The organism is Phytopseudomonas daroniae (assembly GCF_004327285.1).
In the GTDB taxonomy this organism is placed as follows: domain Bacteria; phylum Pseudomonadota; class Gammaproteobacteria; order Pseudomonadales; family Pseudomonadaceae; genus Aquipseudomonas; species Aquipseudomonas daroniae.
The window spans coordinates 216,126-231,472 of record NZ_QJUI01000003.1 but is presented as its reverse complement, the minus strand read 5'-3'; the positions used below and the strand labels follow the sequence as shown (position 1 = coordinate 231,472).

General features: G+C 61.0%; 17 protein-coding genes. 5 read left to right on the top strand and 12 right to left on the bottom strand.

The window, feature by feature from the left end:
* Positions 1–399 precede the first annotated feature (399 nt).
* Positions 400–1,254, bottom strand: a complete 855-nt coding sequence (locus tag DNK06_RS04665) for a LysR family transcriptional regulator (RefSeq protein ID WP_131178868.1) — start codon at positions 1,252–1,254, stop codon at positions 400–402.
* Between the two features lie 98 nt (positions 1,255–1,352).
* Between DNK06_RS04665 and DNK06_RS04660 the strand changes: the two genes are divergently transcribed.
* Positions 1,353–2,264, top strand: a complete 912-nt coding sequence (locus DNK06_RS04660) for a DMT family transporter (protein WP_131178867.1) — start codon at positions 1,353–1,355, stop codon at positions 2,262–2,264.
* Positions 2,265–2,330: 66 nt separating this feature from the next.
* On the opposite strand, the gene DNK06_RS04655 is transcribed toward DNK06_RS04660, so the two are convergent.
* The gene (locus tag DNK06_RS04655; RefSeq protein WP_131178866.1) at positions 2,331–3,110 is read right to left on the bottom strand and encodes a class I SAM-dependent methyltransferase; all 780 of its coding nucleotides are present in this window, start codon (positions 3,108–3,110) and stop codon (positions 2,331–2,333) included.
* Positions 3,111–3,347: 237 nt separating this feature from the next.
* Here DNK06_RS04655 and DNK06_RS04650 point away from each other — a divergent pair, with 237 nt between their 5' ends.
* Entirely contained in the window at positions 3,348–3,755 is a 408-nt protein-coding gene (locus DNK06_RS04650) for a hypothetical protein (RefSeq protein WP_131178865.1), read from the top strand.
* Positions 3,756–3,759: 4 nt separating this feature from the next.
* Here the strand turns inward: DNK06_RS04650 and DNK06_RS04645 are convergent, their stop codons facing one another.
* From DNK06_RS04645 to DNK06_RS04615, 7 genes are all read right to left on the bottom strand, one after another.
* The gene (locus DNK06_RS04645) at positions 3,760–4,449 is read right to left on the bottom strand and encodes an extensin-like domain-containing protein (RefSeq protein ID WP_131178864.1); all 690 of its coding nucleotides are present in this window, start codon (positions 4,447–4,449) and stop codon (positions 3,760–3,762) included.
* Positions 4,450–4,451: 2 nt separating this feature from the next.
* Positions 4,452–5,282: an isocitrate lyase/PEP mutase family protein gene (locus tag DNK06_RS04640; RefSeq protein ID WP_131178863.1), complete on the bottom strand. Its 831-nt coding sequence runs from the start codon at positions 5,280–5,282 to the stop codon at positions 4,452–4,454.
* A 112-nt stretch (positions 5,283–5,394) separates the two neighbouring features.
* Positions 5,395–5,622: a hypothetical protein gene (locus tag DNK06_RS04635; RefSeq protein ID WP_131178862.1), complete on the bottom strand. Its 228-nt coding sequence runs from the start codon at positions 5,620–5,622 to the stop codon at positions 5,395–5,397.
* A 174-nt stretch (positions 5,623–5,796) separates the two neighbouring features.
* Entirely contained in the window at positions 5,797–7,437 is a 1,641-nt protein-coding gene (groL, locus tag DNK06_RS04630) for a chaperonin GroEL (RefSeq protein ID WP_131178861.1), read from the bottom strand.
* A 48-nt stretch (positions 7,438–7,485) separates the two neighbouring features.
* Complete coding sequence (locus DNK06_RS04625; protein WP_042554944.1) at positions 7,486–7,779, bottom strand: co-chaperone GroES; 294 nt, start codon at positions 7,777–7,779, stop codon at positions 7,486–7,488.
* Between the two features lie 271 nt (positions 7,780–8,050).
* A complete protein-coding gene (locus tag DNK06_RS04620; RefSeq protein ID WP_131178860.1) occupies positions 8,051–8,515 on the bottom strand; it encodes an FxsA family protein in 465 nt (154 codons plus the stop codon).
* A gap of 63 nt (positions 8,516–8,578) precedes the next feature.
* Positions 8,579–9,310: a HugZ family pyridoxamine 5'-phosphate oxidase gene (locus DNK06_RS04615; RefSeq protein WP_131178859.1), complete on the bottom strand. Its 732-nt coding sequence runs from the start codon at positions 9,308–9,310 to the stop codon at positions 8,579–8,581.
* A 92-nt stretch (positions 9,311–9,402) separates the two neighbouring features.
* Here DNK06_RS04615 and DNK06_RS04610 point away from each other — a divergent pair, with 92 nt between their 5' ends.
* Entirely contained in the window at positions 9,403–10,161 is a 759-nt protein-coding gene (locus DNK06_RS04610; RefSeq protein WP_131178858.1) for an SDR family oxidoreductase, read from the top strand.
* 323 nt (positions 10,162–10,484) lie between these two features.
* Here the strand turns inward: DNK06_RS04610 and DNK06_RS04605 are convergent, their stop codons facing one another.
* Complete coding sequence (locus DNK06_RS04605) at positions 10,485–11,489, bottom strand: DUF481 domain-containing protein (RefSeq protein ID WP_131178857.1); 1,005 nt, start codon at positions 11,487–11,489, stop codon at positions 10,485–10,487.
* A gap of 153 nt (positions 11,490–11,642) precedes the next feature.
* Here DNK06_RS04605 and DNK06_RS04600 point away from each other — a divergent pair, with 153 nt between their 5' ends.
* Positions 11,643–12,011: an MGMT family protein gene (locus DNK06_RS04600; protein WP_131178856.1), complete on the top strand. Its 369-nt coding sequence runs from the start codon at positions 11,643–11,645 to the stop codon at positions 12,009–12,011.
* Positions 12,012–12,113: 102 nt separating this feature from the next.
* Complete coding sequence (locus DNK06_RS04595; RefSeq protein WP_131178855.1) at positions 12,114–13,670, top strand: AmpG family muropeptide MFS transporter; 1,557 nt, start codon at positions 12,114–12,116, stop codon at positions 13,668–13,670.
* A 50-nt stretch (positions 13,671–13,720) separates the two neighbouring features.
* On the opposite strand, the gene DNK06_RS04590 is transcribed toward DNK06_RS04595, so the two are convergent.
* Both DNK06_RS04590 and DNK06_RS04585 read right to left on the bottom strand, forming a co-directional pair.
* On the bottom strand, positions 13,721–14,557 hold the full coding sequence (locus tag DNK06_RS04590) for a mechanosensitive ion channel family protein (protein WP_131178854.1): 837 nt from the start codon (positions 14,555–14,557) through the stop codon (positions 13,721–13,723).
* A gap of 135 nt (positions 14,558–14,692) precedes the next feature.
* The gene (locus DNK06_RS04585) at positions 14,693–15,172 is read right to left on the bottom strand and encodes a YajQ family cyclic di-GMP-binding protein (protein WP_131178853.1); all 480 of its coding nucleotides are present in this window, start codon (positions 15,170–15,172) and stop codon (positions 14,693–14,695) included.
* Between the last annotated feature and the right edge of the window lie 175 nt (positions 15,173–15,347).

Here is a 15,347-nt window from a genome sequence, read left to right as displayed (position 1 = left end):
GCGTCGACCAATCGAAATCACCTCGCCGTCGAGCGGCGTTGAGGTCGAATGTAAGCGCTTGGCAGCATATCCGGCCTCTGGGAAATCCTTAACCGGGTATCTGTTTTATTTATTTCGTACCTGCACCAAAGATACGGAAGACACGGATTCGGCATGTGAGCATGGGTAGCCTCCGGTGTGGATGAGGCGTCCGCTGCGCTATTCGGGGCGGGCACGTCATGCAGTAAGCATGCGCTCGGTGGATGCTGCTGCCATTGACGTTAAGCGTCGCGACCTCCATTGAGGCCTGAGAAGACTGCTTTGTGATCCCGAGTCCGTCCTAAGCTCATCGGCGTACTCATGGGTATTGCAGCCGGTTCTCGAGGCCAGGCGCTGGACAATGTCAGCCAACTCACCCCATCACAGCCGAAAGTGTTGATGAATGGCCTGGGCGAGCAACTCGATCGCCTCGTTGGTTTGTGCTGTCGATGAGCGCAGGAACACGACCTCATGCTCGGGTACGTGCGGCAAGCCGTCGAGAATGCGCATGCTGTCGGAGACGCGCGCACGGTCTATCAGAGTGATGGCGAGACCTGCTTCCACGCAGGCCTTGATGGCCTGACTCGAGGGGCTGTCGAGCACGACGCGCCACTTGCGACCACTCTGCTTCAGCGACTCCAGCATCGCACTGCGGTAAGGGCAATCCGCTGCATGGACGGCAAGTGGCAATGGATCACTCCACTCGAACAGGCTTATCGCTGCACCGACCCAGACCGGGGTAGTGGTGACGAGAACGTGCGCCTGCTCGCCCTCTTGCCCCTTGGGCTGGGTCATCAGCGCGGCGTGTAGCTTGCCGCGCTGTACGTAGTCACGCAGTGAGTGGCTTGGCGCCGTTTTCACTTCCAGCACGACGTTGGGCCAGGCTGCCGCGAAAACCGGGAGGATGTCGCGGATGACGTGCGCTGCATACTCATCAGGCATCCCCAGCTTGATGCGCCCGACCAAGCGCGGGCCATGCAACTCCGCGAGCACTCGGTCGTGGGTGGAAAGCAGATCGGTTGTCGAGGTCAGCAATCGTCTGCCCAGGGCCGTGAGCCCCACCGACTGATTGTCGCGATCCAGCAGACGCCCTCCAGCGACGGCTTCGAGTCGCTGGATGTGGACGCTGATGGCCGCCGGGCTCTTGTGAAGCTGCTCGGCGGCGGTTTTGAACTTGCCGCTGCGCGCCACCGCGTGAAAGGTACGCACCAGTTCGATATCGAGAACACCACTCATGATTCAAAAAATCCGAATTACTAATCCAATCAATTTTGATTTATTAGACTAACCGCATTCCTTAGCCTGCGCATACACCCTTCGTCTCCTGGACTGTCATGCCCGGCCAACACTCGATGCGTATCTGGCACAGAACCATTCCCCTGCTGCTTCTCGAAGCCGGATTGGTGCTGGCCTGGAGCTCAGGATTCGTGGGGGCACGGTTCTCGATCGATCACGCGCCGGCCATGCTGGTGGTGTTCTGGCGCTGCATACTGGTCACTCTGGTGCTGCTGCCATTCGTATTCAGGCAGTTGCGCCAGGCGTCGCCAATTGCACTGTTGCACAACGCCGGCATCGGCTTTCTGGCGATGGCTGGATATCTCGCTGGCGTCGTTCAGGGCATTGCCATGGGCGTTCCGGCAGGGCTTGTAGCGTTGCTGGCCGACCTGTTGCCGATCGGCGTAGCCGTGCTCGCGGCTGCGGCCTTCCGGCAACGGCTCTCTTGGCGTACCTGGGCGGGTTTGACTATCGGTTTGGCGGGCGTGGTACTGGTGACCTCCGACGCCCTGGCCTGGGGCAACGCGCCGCTCTGGGCTTACGGCTTGCCAGTGCTCGGCATGCTGTCGCTTGCCGTTGCCACGCTGTGGCAGAAGCGCTCGAACGCATCAACTTCGCTGGATCTTCTTACCAACCTGTGGCTGCAGTGTTGCGTTTCCAGCATTGCCTTCGCTCTGCTCGCCGCCATGGAAAGCAGCCTGAAACCGATACCTTCGACGGGGTTTGCAATGAGCGTGCTGTGGACAGCCGGCATTTCGACACTCGGCGGTTACGGGCTCTACTGGGTGTGTTTGCGGCGCTCCACACCAACGCGAGTCGCCAGCGTACTGTATCTCAGCCCGGCAGTGACCCTGTTGTGGGCCTGGGCCATGTTCGATGAACCCCTGTCCTGGCTGATGGCGCTTGGTACGGCCGTGTCTGGCGTGGGGATCTGGATGGTCGTTCGCAGCGAGCCCATCGAGAGACGATAGGAGCTGCCTTGGGTAGGCAGCTCCACTGCGCGCAATCTACTCGAAATGAACCCCTGCACTGTTCACTCACGGGGTCAGTTTCTTTAGCGGGTAGATGTCGTAACGGCTGGATTTACCTTCCAGGGCATAGCCCGGCTTGGCACCCTCGATGATCGGTGCCTTGCGTGGGCGTTTGACCACCACACGGTGGCTGGCCAGTCCGAGGGCCGCCTCGAGCAACGCGGGAGCGTCAGGGTCATCCCCCACGAAGGGGCGGAACAGGCGCATTTCCTTCTTCACCAGCGCACTCTTGTCGCGATGGGGAAACATCGGGTCGAGGTAGACCACCTGGGGGGCTTCCTCCTGCCAGTCAGCCATGATCGAGATGGCATTGCCCTGCAGCAAGCGCATGCGGGCGACGATGGCCGCTACTTCGGCATCAGCGGCAGCGCGCTGCAGGCCATCCTCCAGCAAGGCGCCGATCAGCGGCTGGCGTTCGATCAGGCTGATGGTGCAGCCGAGGCTGGCCAGAACGAAGGCGTCGCGCCCCAGCCCCGCGGTGGCATCCAGCACGCGAGGCCGGATGCCTGGCTGAATGCCGACGGCCTTGGCGATCATCTGCCCGGCGCCGCCACCGAACTGACGTCGATGAGCGACCGCGCCCTCGACGAAATCCACCCGCACCGGCCCTGGCGCCTGGGGGCCAAGTTCGACCAGTTGCAGGCCGCCCTCGCCTAATTGCAGCGCGAACTCGGTCTCCCCTTCCACTGGCAATCCAAGGCGCTGTGCCCACTGTTGCGCGGCCTCATGCAGATGCGGCGCAAGGGCCTCCATGCGAATGCGCGCGGCGGGCTGTTTTTCACTCATTACGGATCGTCCATCGATAACAGTAGAGGGCACCTCTAAAAACGTAGGCGAGGCAGTCAGCACAAGGCAAAAACAGGTGAAAATGCGGAGTTTACTGGCTGTAAATGAGCATTTGAGCCTGTTTTTAACGCAGTGATGACAACGCGGGTAGTTTTTAGCGGTGCCCTTGGGGCTCAACTCAGGCCTCATGCGGCCGATACCCTGTATATGCGATAGTTTGCCAGAGCCAGCCGTTCGATGTTCAACGTCATCTCCCGTATTCCTGGTGACTCCCAGGTTGCCTCTCAAAAAACCGGAACGTCCTCCAGCGCCAGCTCGGCGCTGTATGACCAGATTCTGCGCAGCGTGCTGCTGTCGATGGAGACTCCGGCGACCAACCCGCTCACGTCGCCAGCGCCAGCGGACGAGACGCACTGGCGGGAAAATCGCACGCTGGAAGACGTGATGATGCAGCGTCAGTTCGTCTGTTCGGTGAACGATATCGACAACGCCCTCACCCTCGATCAGTTGGCGCTGCAACCGCAATCGCTGGCAGTGCCTGGCGAAAGCGAACACGGCAAGACCGACGAGCTGCTCGAGGAATCACTGGATCCCTGGGAACTGCTGCTCGGCCGCCTGACGCTGCAACAGCGCCTGGCAGGTTGATCGGTCAGCGACACATCCGGAACATGCCCATATCCAGATGAAAATGATCGCGGTGCGCCGCGTTGTAATCTGGCCCCAGCGTGGTGTTGAAGCTGTCACAGGCCGCCTGCTGCACCTGACGCAGGAACAGTGATTTTTCGTCGCTGCCCGGCCAGTCGCGCAGCACGCTGATACGGCGGCCATCGGCCAGACGAAAGCCGACGATATCCAGGGCATTGGCCGAAGCGTGCTGGCTGCGCCGCTGACTGCCGGCAATGCTGCGACAGGCGAAGCTGCCGACATGATCGATCTGCGTGACACGCTGCCCAAAGCGCTGCTGTGCGACCGGCTGCAGACCATGGTGCTCGAACAGCGCGAATGCCACTGCCACCGGGCAGGTGGCGATGAAGCTGCTGCTCAAGCGCACATCGCTGCCCTGCACCCGCACCGTGTTGGTCAGCGGGCAATCGGCCGAAGGCGTGCTGTCCGCCAGCGCCACGTAGCGCAGCGATGAGGTGTCCAGCACCCTGCGGCACAGTGCTGGATCGTTCTGCAGGCGGCCAAGCTTGTAGCTCGTCAGCCAGTTGGGCACATCGCGCAGATCCAGCGGCGCCCAGGGGTTCCAGCGCGGCGGTACGTAGATCCACTGCCGGTACAACGCCAGCGGGCCACCCACCACGACGAACAACAGCAGCGCGATCAGAAAACGGCGCATGCTCAGCCGCGAAACAGATCGTTGATGCGATCGAACGGCAGCGCCTCCTGCGCACCGCGCAGGTCACCGGAATCGGCGAGCACCGTGGCGGCTTGCAGAAAGGCGCCATAGGCCACCCGCGCCAGGTTGGAGCCCAGGCTGACGCGTTTGACGCCAAGCTCGGCCAACTCGTCCAGCGACAGCCTCAGACCTGGTGAGCCGACCAACACGTTGACCGGTCGTGGCGCCACCGCCTGCACCACCGCATGAATCTCGTCGCGCTGGGTCAGGCCCGGTGCATAGAGCACATCGGCTCCGGCCTCGGCGTAGGCCACCAGACGGCGGATGGTGTCGTCCAGATCCGCGCGGCCGTGCAGGTAGTTCTCTGCACGCGCGGTCAGGGTGAAGGGGAAATCCAGGCTACGCGCAGCGGCGACCGATGCCCGGATGCGCTCCACCGCCAACTCGAAATCATAGATGGGCGCGTCGATGCGACCCGTTGCATCCTCGATGGAGCCGCCGACCAGTCCGACCGCTGCGGCCAGCCGCAAGGTCTGAGCACATTCCTCGGGGCTGTCGCCGTAGCCGTTCTCCAGATCCGCGGCCACCGGCAGAACCGTAGCGGCGACGATGTCACGGGCATTGGCCAGCGCTTCATCACGCGATACCGCGCCCTCGGCATCACGCCGGCCCAGGGAGAACGCCAACCCTGCGCTGGTGGTCGCCAGCGCCTGGAAACCCAGATTGGCGAGCATCTTCGCCGAACCGGCGTCCCAGGGATTGGGCAGCACCAGCAGGCCATCCTGCCGATGCAACTGGCTGAAGCGTTCGCCGAGGCGCTGCTGTGTGGACATGCGGAGTCTCCCTGAAGTCTGGCCGATGTGCTCGGGTCAGCTCGCAGGGTATCGGAGTTTTCCAGCAGGGGAGAAATTCACTGTTTTGTCAGCGGGGTATGAGTGGGCGCTTTCAACCTTGCGGTCGCATGCCCTGAGACAGGCCCAACACCAACCAGAGTAGATTCTGACTGGCCTGCGCCTGAGCAGCCGAGATGCGCTTGAGATCAGGGTTGGCACAATAGCTGCGCCCATGGCTGCTCACCACGCCATGGCCAGGCTCGTACCAGGAAGCAGCCGCTGCCACCGATACACTGAGCGCCGCGACGAGGAACAAACCTCGCGCTATTTCTAATCTCATGATTGCAATCTCTTGATGGCGCTGCAAACGCCGTCTGCTAACACTAGATCACGATAAGCCGTTGCAACTTTTCTCAAGACGAACGGTATACCGCCACGGCAGTCGCCAGAAACTACAGATAAAAAAACCCCGCGACAAGCGCGGGGTTCCTTTTTGGAGCAGGTGCCGGGTGGCTTACATCATGCCGCCCATACCACCCATGCCGCCCATGTCCGGCATGGCCGGAGCGGCCTTGTCGTCAGCCACTTCGGCGATCATCGCTTCGGTGGTGATCATCAGGCTGGCGATGGAGGTGGCAGCTTGCAGTGCCGAACGGGTGACCTTGGCCGGATCGAGGATACCCATCTCGATCATGTCGCCGTAGACACCGGTGGCAGCGTTGTAGCCGTAGTTGCCGCTACCCTGCTTGACCTTGTCGACCACTACGCTCGGCTCGTCGCCAGCGTTGGCCACGATCTGACGCAGCGGCGCTTCGACAGCGCGGCGCAGCAGAGCGATACCGACGTTCTGGTCGTCGTTGTCGCCTTTCAGCTCGGAGATAGCCTGCAGAGCACGTACCAGGGCAACACCGCCGCCAGGTACCACGCCTTCTTCGACGGCTGCGCGGGTAGCGTGCAGGGCGTCTTCAACGCGGGCTTTCTTCTCTTTCATCTCGACTTCGGTACCGGCACCGACCTTGATCACGGCAACACCGCCAGCCAGTTTGGCCAGACGCTCTTGCAGCTTCTCTTTGTCGTAGTCGGAAGACGTGTCCTCGACCTGCTTGCGGATCTGCGCAACGCGGGCTTCGATGTCGACCTGCTGGCCAGCACCGTCGATGATGGTGGTGTTTTCCTTGTTCAGGACAACACGCTTGGCTTGACCCAGGTGCTCCAGGGTGGCGCTTTCCAGGCTCAGACCGACTTCTTCAGAGATGACGGTACCGCCAGTGAGGATGGCGATATCCTGCAGCATGGCCTTGCGACGATCACCGAAGCCCGGTGCCTTGACGGCAGCGACCTTGACGATACCGCGCATGTTGTTGACTACCAGGGTAGCCAGCGCTTCGCCTTCGACGTCTTCAGCCACGATCAGCAGCGGACGACCGGCCTTGGCGACAGCTTCCAGCACCGGCAGCATTTCGCGGATGTTGGAGATCTTCTTGTCGACCAGCAGGATCAGCGGGCTGTCCAGCTCGGCAACCATGGTGTCCGGCTTGTTGATGAAGTACGGGGACAGGTAGCCACGGTCGAACTGCATGCCTTCGACGACGGACAGTTCGTTTTCCAGGCCCGAGCCTTCTTCAACGGTGATAACGCCTTCTTTGCCGACTTTTTCCATGGCTTCGGCAATGATGTCGCCGATGGAGTTGTCGGAGTTGGCGGAAATGGTACCGACCTGAGCGATGGCCTTGGTGTCGGCGCACGGCTTGGACAGCTCTTTCAGCTCTTTGACGATGGCGATGGTGGCCTTGTCGATGCCGCGCTTCAGATCCATCGGGTTCATGCCGGCAGCGACGGCTTTCAGGCCTTCGTTGACGATGGCCTGAGCCAGAACGGTAGCGGTGGTGGTGCCGTCACCGGCAGCGTCGTTGGCCTTGGACGCAACGTCCTTGACCAGTTGTGCGCCCATGTTCTCGAAGCGATCTTTCAGCTCGATTTCTTTGGCGACGGAAACGCCGTCCTTGGTGATGGTCGGAGCGCCAAAGCTCTTTTCCAGCACCACGTTGCGGCCTTTCGGGCCCAGGGTCGCTTTAACGGCATCAGCCAGGACGTTCACACCGGCGAGCATTTTCTTACGGGCGGAGTCGCCGAATTTAACTTCTTTAGCAGCCATGGAAATTGATCCTCAATTCTTGACGGTTAAACGGAGATTCGCGGGAAATCAGGCTTCGACAACAGCGAGGATTTCGTTCTCGCTCATCACCAGCAGGTCTTCGCCGTCGACTTTGACGGTGTTGCTGCCCGAGTAAGGGCCGAAAACCACTTTGTCACCGACCTTGACGGCCAGCGCGCGGACTTCACCGCTATCCAGAACGCGGCCAGTGCCAACAGCAACGATTTCGCCCTGATTCGGCTTTTCAGCGGCCGAGCCCGGCAGCACGATACCGCCAGCGGTTTTGGTTTCTTCTTCGCTGCGACGGATCACGACGCGGTCATGCAAAGGACGAAGCTTCATTGTCGATCTCTCCCAATAGTTGTTGACTTCAACCGGTGCTCTCACCGGCAGGATCATGGCGTTGCGCATTACACGTAACGCCGAAATATGTTTCAGCGCAGATACGCTGAAAAACCTTGCGGTGACCGCTACATAAGGTCGAACAAGAGCAATTCAAGGGCACGAGGCGAATTTTTTTACCCCATGGTGCCTGCCGTTCGCCTGCGCAAAAACGCCGAGCCCCGGTCTGGCGTGGCCAGAACCGGGGCTCGCTTGTATCCGATGCACGCTATCAGTCGCGACGTTCGTACTCGCCCTCGAGCACGTTAGGCCGGCTCGACCCAGAGCCTGGCTGGCCGTTACGGGCAGCCAGGTCGTCAGCGAAGGCACGCTGGCGCGCCGCCTGCTCGGCAGCGCGGCGACGCACACGCTCGACCAACCTGCGGCGGGTAAACGGAAGCAGGCAGAGCACGCCGATAACATCACTGATGAAACCCGGAAGCAGCAGCAGGCCGCCACCTACGGCCATCATCAGCCCTTGCAGCACTTCCTGATCCGGCATTTCGCCACGGGCCAGCCTTTCGCGGGCACGCCAGGCGGTGGTGATACCGGCAATACGCAGCATCAGGCCACCAAAGATCGACGTGGCGATCACCAGCGCGATGGTCGGTAATACACCGATGGCGCTGCCCACCGAGATCAGCACAGCCAACTCGAGGATCGGGAACAGCAGGAACAACAACATGAAAATGCGCATCACGGTTTCCTTGACGGAAGAACGACTTCCAGTAGGAGAGAAATATGGGGTATTGCGCTTAATTCAAGCTGAAACCTCACCGCCGGTCGGCCAGGCATCAGCCCGTGCCAGGCGCACCAAGGCTTCGCGCACCTCCCCGGCAGTGTTACAGGATATTGGAAAAGCCAGCCAATACAGGCTTTGGCCGATACGCAGGTGAAAACCTTCGCTGTCGATGCCCACCATCTGCGCCGGCTCCGTGGCTGGCAACCCGCACAGCGCGACATAGTGCGCGATGGCGTCGGTGTGGTCGCTGTTCATGTGTTCGAGCATACGCCGCTCACTGTCACCCGCGAAGGTATTGCCCTGCGCCACCTGATCGAGCCAGTGAATCGCACCGAAGCCACCGATATACCGCCAGCGCACCGGCTCCAGGCGCCAGAAATCGAAGTCGTGGGCATTGTGATAACCGTGCGACTCGGGGAAGTAACGGTAATAACGCTCGGCGGCCGCTTCGATTTCAGACGCTTCAGTGAGCATCTTCGCCTCAGCCAGCAGAGTCAGGCGGCCAACCGCCTGCACGTCCTCGGCGCCGCGCTCACCAACCAGCAGCGAGCACTTGCCATCCGCCTTGAGGTTACGCGTGTGCTGGGCGATGCGGCTGATCAGGATCAGCGGCCAGCCCTGGGCATCCAGGCAATAAGGCACCACCGAGCCGAAGGGAAAGCCGGGCATCGCCCTGGAGTGGGTGGACAGCGCTGCGCGGTACTCCTTGAGCAACAACTCCCGGGCCTGTCGCTTGGCTTTTTCGCTCACGGGGTGACTTCCTCTGCATGGATGGGCCGAACATCGGATTAGAATAATCGCTAGCGACGGCATCCTGCTCGACTCAATTGAAGGGGATTGGCATGCAACTCGAAGACAAGGTCATCATCATCACCGGCGGCGGCCAGGGGCTCGGACGGGCCATGGCCGAATACCTCGCGGAAAAACGCGTACGCCTGGCACTGGTCGATCTCAATCAGGAAAAACTCGACGAAACCGCTGCCGCCTGCCGGGCGCTGGGCGTTCAGGCCCGCACCTATCTGTGCAACGTGGCCAGCGAGGAACAGGTGACTCAGACCATCGCCCAGATCGCCGAAGACTTCGGCTCGATCAATGGCCTGGTCAACAACGCCGGTATTCTGCGCGACGGCCTGACCATCAAGGTCAAGGATGGCGAAATGAGCAAGATGAGCCTGGCGCAGTGGCAGTCGGTGATCGATGTGAACCTGACCGGCGTATTCCTGTGTACCCGGGAAGTGGCGGCGAAGATGATCGAGCTGCAGAACGAAGGTGCGATCATCAATATTTCCTCGGTCTCACGGGCTGGCAATATCGGCCAGGCCAACTACTCGGCCGCCAAGGCCGGTGTCGCAGCCGACACCGTGGTGTGGGCCCGCGAACTGGCCCGCTATGGCATCCGCGTGGCCGGCGTGGCACCGGGCTTCATCGAAACCGACATGGTCGCCAGCATGAAACCCGAAGCCCTGGAACGCATGACCTCGGTGATTCCACTGAAGCGCCTGGGCAAACCTCGGGAAATCGCCCACTCGGTGGCGTACCTGCTGGAGAACGATTACTTCACCGGGCGTATTCTCGAACTCGACGGCGGCGTACGCCTGTAACGCCTGATCGCCCATAAGAGCCTGTTCACGATCTTTGTGCACTTGGCAAACAGGAACCCGTATCCCTATAGATCGGCGGCAATGTGGCGTAAGCCCGTAGGATGGGTGAAACCCATCGGAAATTGATGGGTTTCACCCATCCTACGGGCTGTAGAACGTAGCCTGGATTAGCCGCAGGCGTAATCCGGGGCCGAGGCCGTGATCCATGGTTCAACGCGGGTCACCGATCGGCTGCTCCCGCCTTTTTGCTGTCATTGCTCGAAAGATCGTGAACAGGTTCTAAGAAAGGCGGGGCTTTTTCGTAGAGCGTCTCGCAGGCTATGTTACCAGCCCACGCCGAAGCCGACGGTGTAACGGGTTTCGTCTTTGTCGCCGTCCGAACCGCTGACCTGATCCTTCGAGGCCTTCATGTTCAACGAGGCCCAGTCGGTGACCTTGTAACGCAGGCCCACTGCGGCATCCAAAGAGTAGTCCGCGGCGCCCGCCAACGGCTTGCCCACTTCACCGGTACTGAACAGCTCGAACGTCTTGCCGACCAGGTAACGGTTGTAATCCCATCTCATACTGATGGCGTAGAAGTTATCCTTCTCGCCATTGGCGTACTGATAGTCGGAGCGGTTGAACAGGCCGGCCACAGAGAAGGCACCCAGCTCGTTGTCCCAGAACTGGTAACCCGGACCGGTACCGACGGTACGCTGGCGGGACAAATCCTCGACCTTGTCGCGTTTGTACTCCAGGCGCCCCTGCCAGAACCACTGTTCGTCGAGGAAGCGGTCGAGAGCGTACTCGGTGCTCCAATTGTCGGTGCTGACCACATCGTTCCTGAGCTCGCGGTTGTAATCCACCGTGGCGTTGTGACGCCATTTGCCGTGACGCGCCTGGGTCTTGAAATCGATGTCGTAGTCATCGGTGTCGTTCTCGGCGCGCTTGTAGTCCATGGCCACGTCGACATTACCCTTCCACAGGAAGTCTTCGACGAAAGGCTTGGGCTTCATGATCTGCTTGATACTCGCCAATTCCACGGTCTTCGGCGCATCGCCGTTGGCCAGGGTAACCTTGCCGGCCTCAGAGGCCTGCAGGGATTTGGCACGCTCGCCAGTCACGTCGTTTTCCTTGACCAGCAACTCCTGCTCACTGTCGAGGGTCGCGATCTTGCTCCAGTCCAGAGGGATGGAACCGCCATAGTCGGTTTCCAACAGCAGCTTGCCGCCGTCGAGAAGCTTGATGGTTCCGGTCAGTCGATCGCCGTTCTTCATCCAGACGGTATCGGCCATCAGCGGCATCGCGGCAGCACTGAGGCTCAGGCACAACAGGGTTCGAGTAAACATAAGCGGATGCTACTGCTCCGGTTCGCGGTAAATCGGGCATTATCCGCATACCCGTTATATGAGCAAGAAATGACCGACGGAATTCGTGCGAGTTCAGGGTTGGCCGGCGAAAATACCGCTCCAGCCGACCTTTCATGCCGTCAGGAGCCTCTCATGACCACAAGACAAGCGGCTTACAGTGCCTCATTGGCCGATGCCGACCAGCAGGCCCGGCGTGATGCCTTGTACCTGGTACTCGCTCAGGTGCCGGCCGGCAAGGTCGTCACTTACGGCGAACTGGCCAGCATGGCAGGCCTCGGCCGCGCTGCACGCTGGGTAGGGCGCACCCTCGGCCAACTGCCTGATGGCACCGCCCTGCCCTGGCACCGAGTGGTCGCCGCTGGGGGCCGCTTGAGCCTGGGGGCCGATACGCCAAGCGGTGTTGAACAACGCGCCCGATTGCGCGTCGAAGGGGTGCTATCCCACAATGGCCGGGTGGATATCCGACGTCATGGCTGGCGCCCCCTGGAGCACGAGACCTGAAACTTCGGCGCGACCACGGCATAGCTGGCTTGCACTGACCCGACCCTAGCCCCTAGAGTGCCCATTTGTTCATGTTTCCTCCCTCCAGGCCGAACCCGTTCAATGCATCGTAAAAGCTGGCGCGACGCGATCGCCGCCTATTCCAGTCCTTCGACACTGGTTCTCCTGCTGCTCGGGTTCGCCGCTGGCCTGCCTTACATGTTGGTGTTCTCCACCCTTTCCGTGTGGCTGCGTGAAGCCGGCGTGGCGCGGGAAACCATTGGTTTTGCCAGCCTTATCGGCCTGGCCTATGCCTTCAAGTGGGTGTGGTCTCCACTACTCGACCAATGGCGCCTGCCGCTGCTCGGCAAGCTCGGCAGGCGGCGTTCCTGGCTGGTGCTGTCGCAGATACTGATCGCCATCGGTCTGGCCGGCATGGCGCTGTGCGATCCCCATACTCACCTGACCTGGCTGATCGCTCTTGCGGTGCTGGTGGCGTTCGCCTCGGCAACCCAGGACATCGCCGTCGATGCCTACCGCCTGGAGATCGTCGACGACACCCGCCAGGCCGCCCTGGCAGCCAGCTACATGGCCGGCTACCGGGTCGCCGCGCTGCTGGCCACCGCGGGCGCGCTGTATGTCGCCGAGGGGCTTGGCTCCACCACCCTGCTCTACCAGCACGCCGCCTGGGCCGGTACCTACTTGCTGTTCGCCCTGCTGATGCTGCCCGGCCTGCTGACCAGCCTGTGGATGAAAGAGCCCGACGTCTCCCTGAAAACCCAGCTGGCAGCCGCCAAGTACGGATTCAGCCACCAGATCGCCTCGGTGCTGGTGCTGATCGTGCTGCTGGTATCGGTACCGGCCATGTTCACCCAGCTGTACAACACCGATTTCCCCAGCCTGGTCACCGGCGAAGCCACCCTGCTGGATCTGCTGCTCGAAGATCGCGCCTTTCTGCGCGCCCTCCTCTACACCATCCTCACCTGCCTGTGCCTGTCCTCCTTTGGCCGTAGCGGTCTGGCACCGGTGCTGACACCGGTCAACGACTTCATCCTGCGCTACCGCTGGCAAGCCTTGCTGCTGCTCGGGCTGATCGCCACCTATCGTATGTCCGATACGGTCATGGGCGTAATGGCCAACGTGTTCTATATCGACCAGGGTTTCACCAAGGATCAGATCGCCAGCGTCAGCAAGCTCTTCGGGCTGATCATGACTCTGCTCGGCGCCGGTGCCGGCGGCCTGCTGATCGTGCGTTTCGGCATCATGCCGATCCTGTTCATCGGCGGTGTAGCGGCGGCGGCGACCAACCTGCTGTTCCTGATGCTGGCTGGCATGGGCGCGGATCTGCAGATGCTGATCTTCACCATTTCCGCCGACAACTTCAGCTCCGGAATGGCCACCGCGGCCTTTGTCGCGTACCTGTCGAGCCTCACCAACCTGAAGTTCTCGGCCACCCAGTACGCCCTGCTCAGCTCGATCATGTTGCTGCTGCCGCGACTGATCGGCGGTTATTCCGGGGTGCTGGTGGAAAAGTACGGCTATGCCGACTTCTTCCTGATCACCGCGCTGATGGGCATACCAACCCTGATCCTGATCGCCGTGCAGTGGCATCGCCAGGGCGACCAGCCGATGGCCCAGAGCAGCGAACCGGACAAGCCCAGGCCTGACCCCGGCGCATGAAAAAAGCCGACAGTCGTCGGCTTTTTTCATTTTTGGCAGGGCCGCTACGGTCAGTCAGCCTTACCCTGCTGCACCACCTGAACCATCCGCGGTGGCTGCGCCAGCTCGACGCCTTCGGCACGCAGCCGATCACGCACGCTTTCGTTGAGCATGAAGATCACCGGCCAGTAATCGCCCGCCGACGTCCACATGCGCAGCGACAGGTTGATCGATGTCTCGCCCAGATTGGAAACCACCACCACCGGTGCCGGATCCTGATGCACGCGGGCATCCTTGGACAACTCCAGCAGCACTTCACGGGCCTTCGACAGGTCAGCGCCGTAGTCGAGCTTCACGTCGTACAGCACCTGGCGGGTATTGTGCCGCGAGTGGTTGGTGATGATGCCGTTGGACAGAGTGCCGTTGGGCACGATCACCACCTTGTTGTCGCCAGTGCGCAGCACGGTGTGGAAGATCTGGATGTAGTCGACCGAACCGGAAACGCCTTGGGCCTCGATGAAGTCACCGGCCTTGAACGGGCGGAACAGCATGATCAGCACACCACCGGCGAAGTTCGCCAGGCTACCCTGCAGGGCCAGGCCGATGGCCAGGCCGGCCGCACCGATCATGGCGATGAAGGAAGTGGTTTCCACGCCGATCATCGAGGCCACGCTGATGATCAGCAATACCTTGAGCACGATGCTCGCCAGGCTGCCGATAAAGCTGCTCAGGGCACGGTCGACCTTGCGGCCATCCATCAGCGCGCTGATCTTGCTGGTCAATTTGCTGATCAGCCACCAGCCGATCAACAACGTGAAGATAGCCAGGGTCAGCTTGCCGCTGTACTGCAGCAAAAGCGGGATCCAGGCCTGCGACATGACGACCAACTGGTCGACGCTCATATCCATATGGCACTCCTTCTAAGGATTGAAACGAAAACGCCATGATCTGTCATGGCGTTTGCACGAGCGTTACAGAATGTGCGACGCCATTGCCGCGCCTGGGTTCCATAATCAGCGACGCGCCAACAGCTGTGTACGCTCTTAATCGCGGAAGTTGTTGTACTGCAGGGGCATCCCGAAATCCTTACCGCGCAGGGAGGCGATGCACTCCTGCAGGTCGTCACGCTTCTTGCCGGTGACCCGTACCTGCTCACCCTGAATGGCGGCTTGCACCTTGAGCTTGGCGTCCTTGATGTGCGCAACGATCTTCTTCGCCAGCTCCTTGTCGATGCCTTCGCGAAACTCGACCTCCTGCTTGACCACCTTGCCGGATGCATAGGCATCCTTGGTCTCCATGCACTGACTGTCGATCTTGCGCTTGATCAGGCAGGAGCGAATGATATCGAGCATCTGTTCAAGCATGAAATCGGCTTCGGCAGTCAGCGTGACGGCCTTGTCCTTGGCCTCGAAACTGCATTTGCCGCGCAGATCGAAACGCCGCTCCAGCTCCTTGGCCGCGTTGTCCAGGGCGTTGGTGAGTTCGTGTTTATCCAGCTCCGACACCACGTCGAACGAGGGCATGGAATTACTCCTGATAAAAGGCGCGATCCTGATGGATCTCTCATTCTCGATCTACTGCGCATAGGCTCGACGCTAACCTTACAGCCGTTATCCGGGCTGATAATTGCGTCTAGCTGGGCGCCAGTTCGCGAGATCGTGAATAAGTTCTCCGAAACCGCGCGGATGGCTTGACGAT

Excerpts from the sequence above, each read along its gene's own strand:
- DNK06_RS04665 (WP_131178868.1), bottom strand. The coding sequence starts at position 1,254 with ATGAGTGGTGTTCTCGATATCGAACTGGTGCGTACCTTTCACGCGGTG.
- DNK06_RS04660 (WP_131178867.1), top strand. The coding sequence starts at position 1,353 with ATGCCCGGCCAACACTCGATGCGTATCTGGCACAGAACCATTCCCCTG.
- DNK06_RS04655 (WP_131178866.1), bottom strand. The coding sequence starts at position 3,110 with ATGAGTGAAAAACAGCCCGCCGCGCGCATTCGCATGGAGGCCCTTGCG.
- DNK06_RS04650 (WP_131178865.1), top strand. The coding sequence starts at position 3,348 with ATGTTCAACGTCATCTCCCGTATTCCTGGTGACTCCCAGGTTGCCTCT.
- DNK06_RS04645 (WP_131178864.1), bottom strand. The coding sequence starts at position 4,449 with ATGCGCCGTTTTCTGATCGCGCTGCTGTTGTTCGTCGTGGTGGGTGGC.
- DNK06_RS04640 (WP_131178863.1), bottom strand. The coding sequence starts at position 5,282 with ATGTCCACACAGCAGCGCCTCGGCGAACGCTTCAGCCAGTTGCATCGG.
- DNK06_RS04635 (WP_131178862.1), bottom strand. The coding sequence starts at position 5,622 with ATGAGATTAGAAATAGCGCGAGGTTTGTTCCTCGTCGCGGCGCTCAGT.
- groL (WP_131178861.1), bottom strand. The coding sequence starts at position 7,437 with ATGGCTGCTAAAGAAGTTAAATTCGGCGACTCCGCCCGTAAGAAAATG.
- DNK06_RS04625 (WP_042554944.1), bottom strand. The coding sequence starts at position 7,779 with ATGAAGCTTCGTCCTTTGCATGACCGCGTCGTGATCCGTCGCAGCGAA.
- DNK06_RS04620 (WP_131178860.1), bottom strand. The coding sequence starts at position 8,515 with ATGCGCATTTTCATGTTGTTGTTCCTGCTGTTCCCGATCCTCGAGTTG.
- DNK06_RS04610 (WP_131178858.1), top strand. The coding sequence starts at position 9,403 with ATGCAACTCGAAGACAAGGTCATCATCATCACCGGCGGCGGCCAGGGG.
- DNK06_RS04605 (WP_131178857.1), bottom strand. The coding sequence starts at position 11,489 with ATGTTTACTCGAACCCTGTTGTGCCTGAGCCTCAGTGCTGCCGCGATG.
- DNK06_RS04600 (WP_131178856.1), top strand. The coding sequence starts at position 11,643 with ATGACCACAAGACAAGCGGCTTACAGTGCCTCATTGGCCGATGCCGAC.
- DNK06_RS04595 (WP_131178855.1), top strand. The coding sequence starts at position 12,114 with ATGCATCGTAAAAGCTGGCGCGACGCGATCGCCGCCTATTCCAGTCCT.
- DNK06_RS04590 (WP_131178854.1), bottom strand. The coding sequence starts at position 14,557 with ATGGATATGAGCGTCGACCAGTTGGTCGTCATGTCGCAGGCCTGGATC.
- DNK06_RS04585 (WP_131178853.1), bottom strand. The coding sequence starts at position 15,172 with ATGCCCTCGTTCGACGTGGTGTCGGAGCTGGATAAACACGAACTCACC.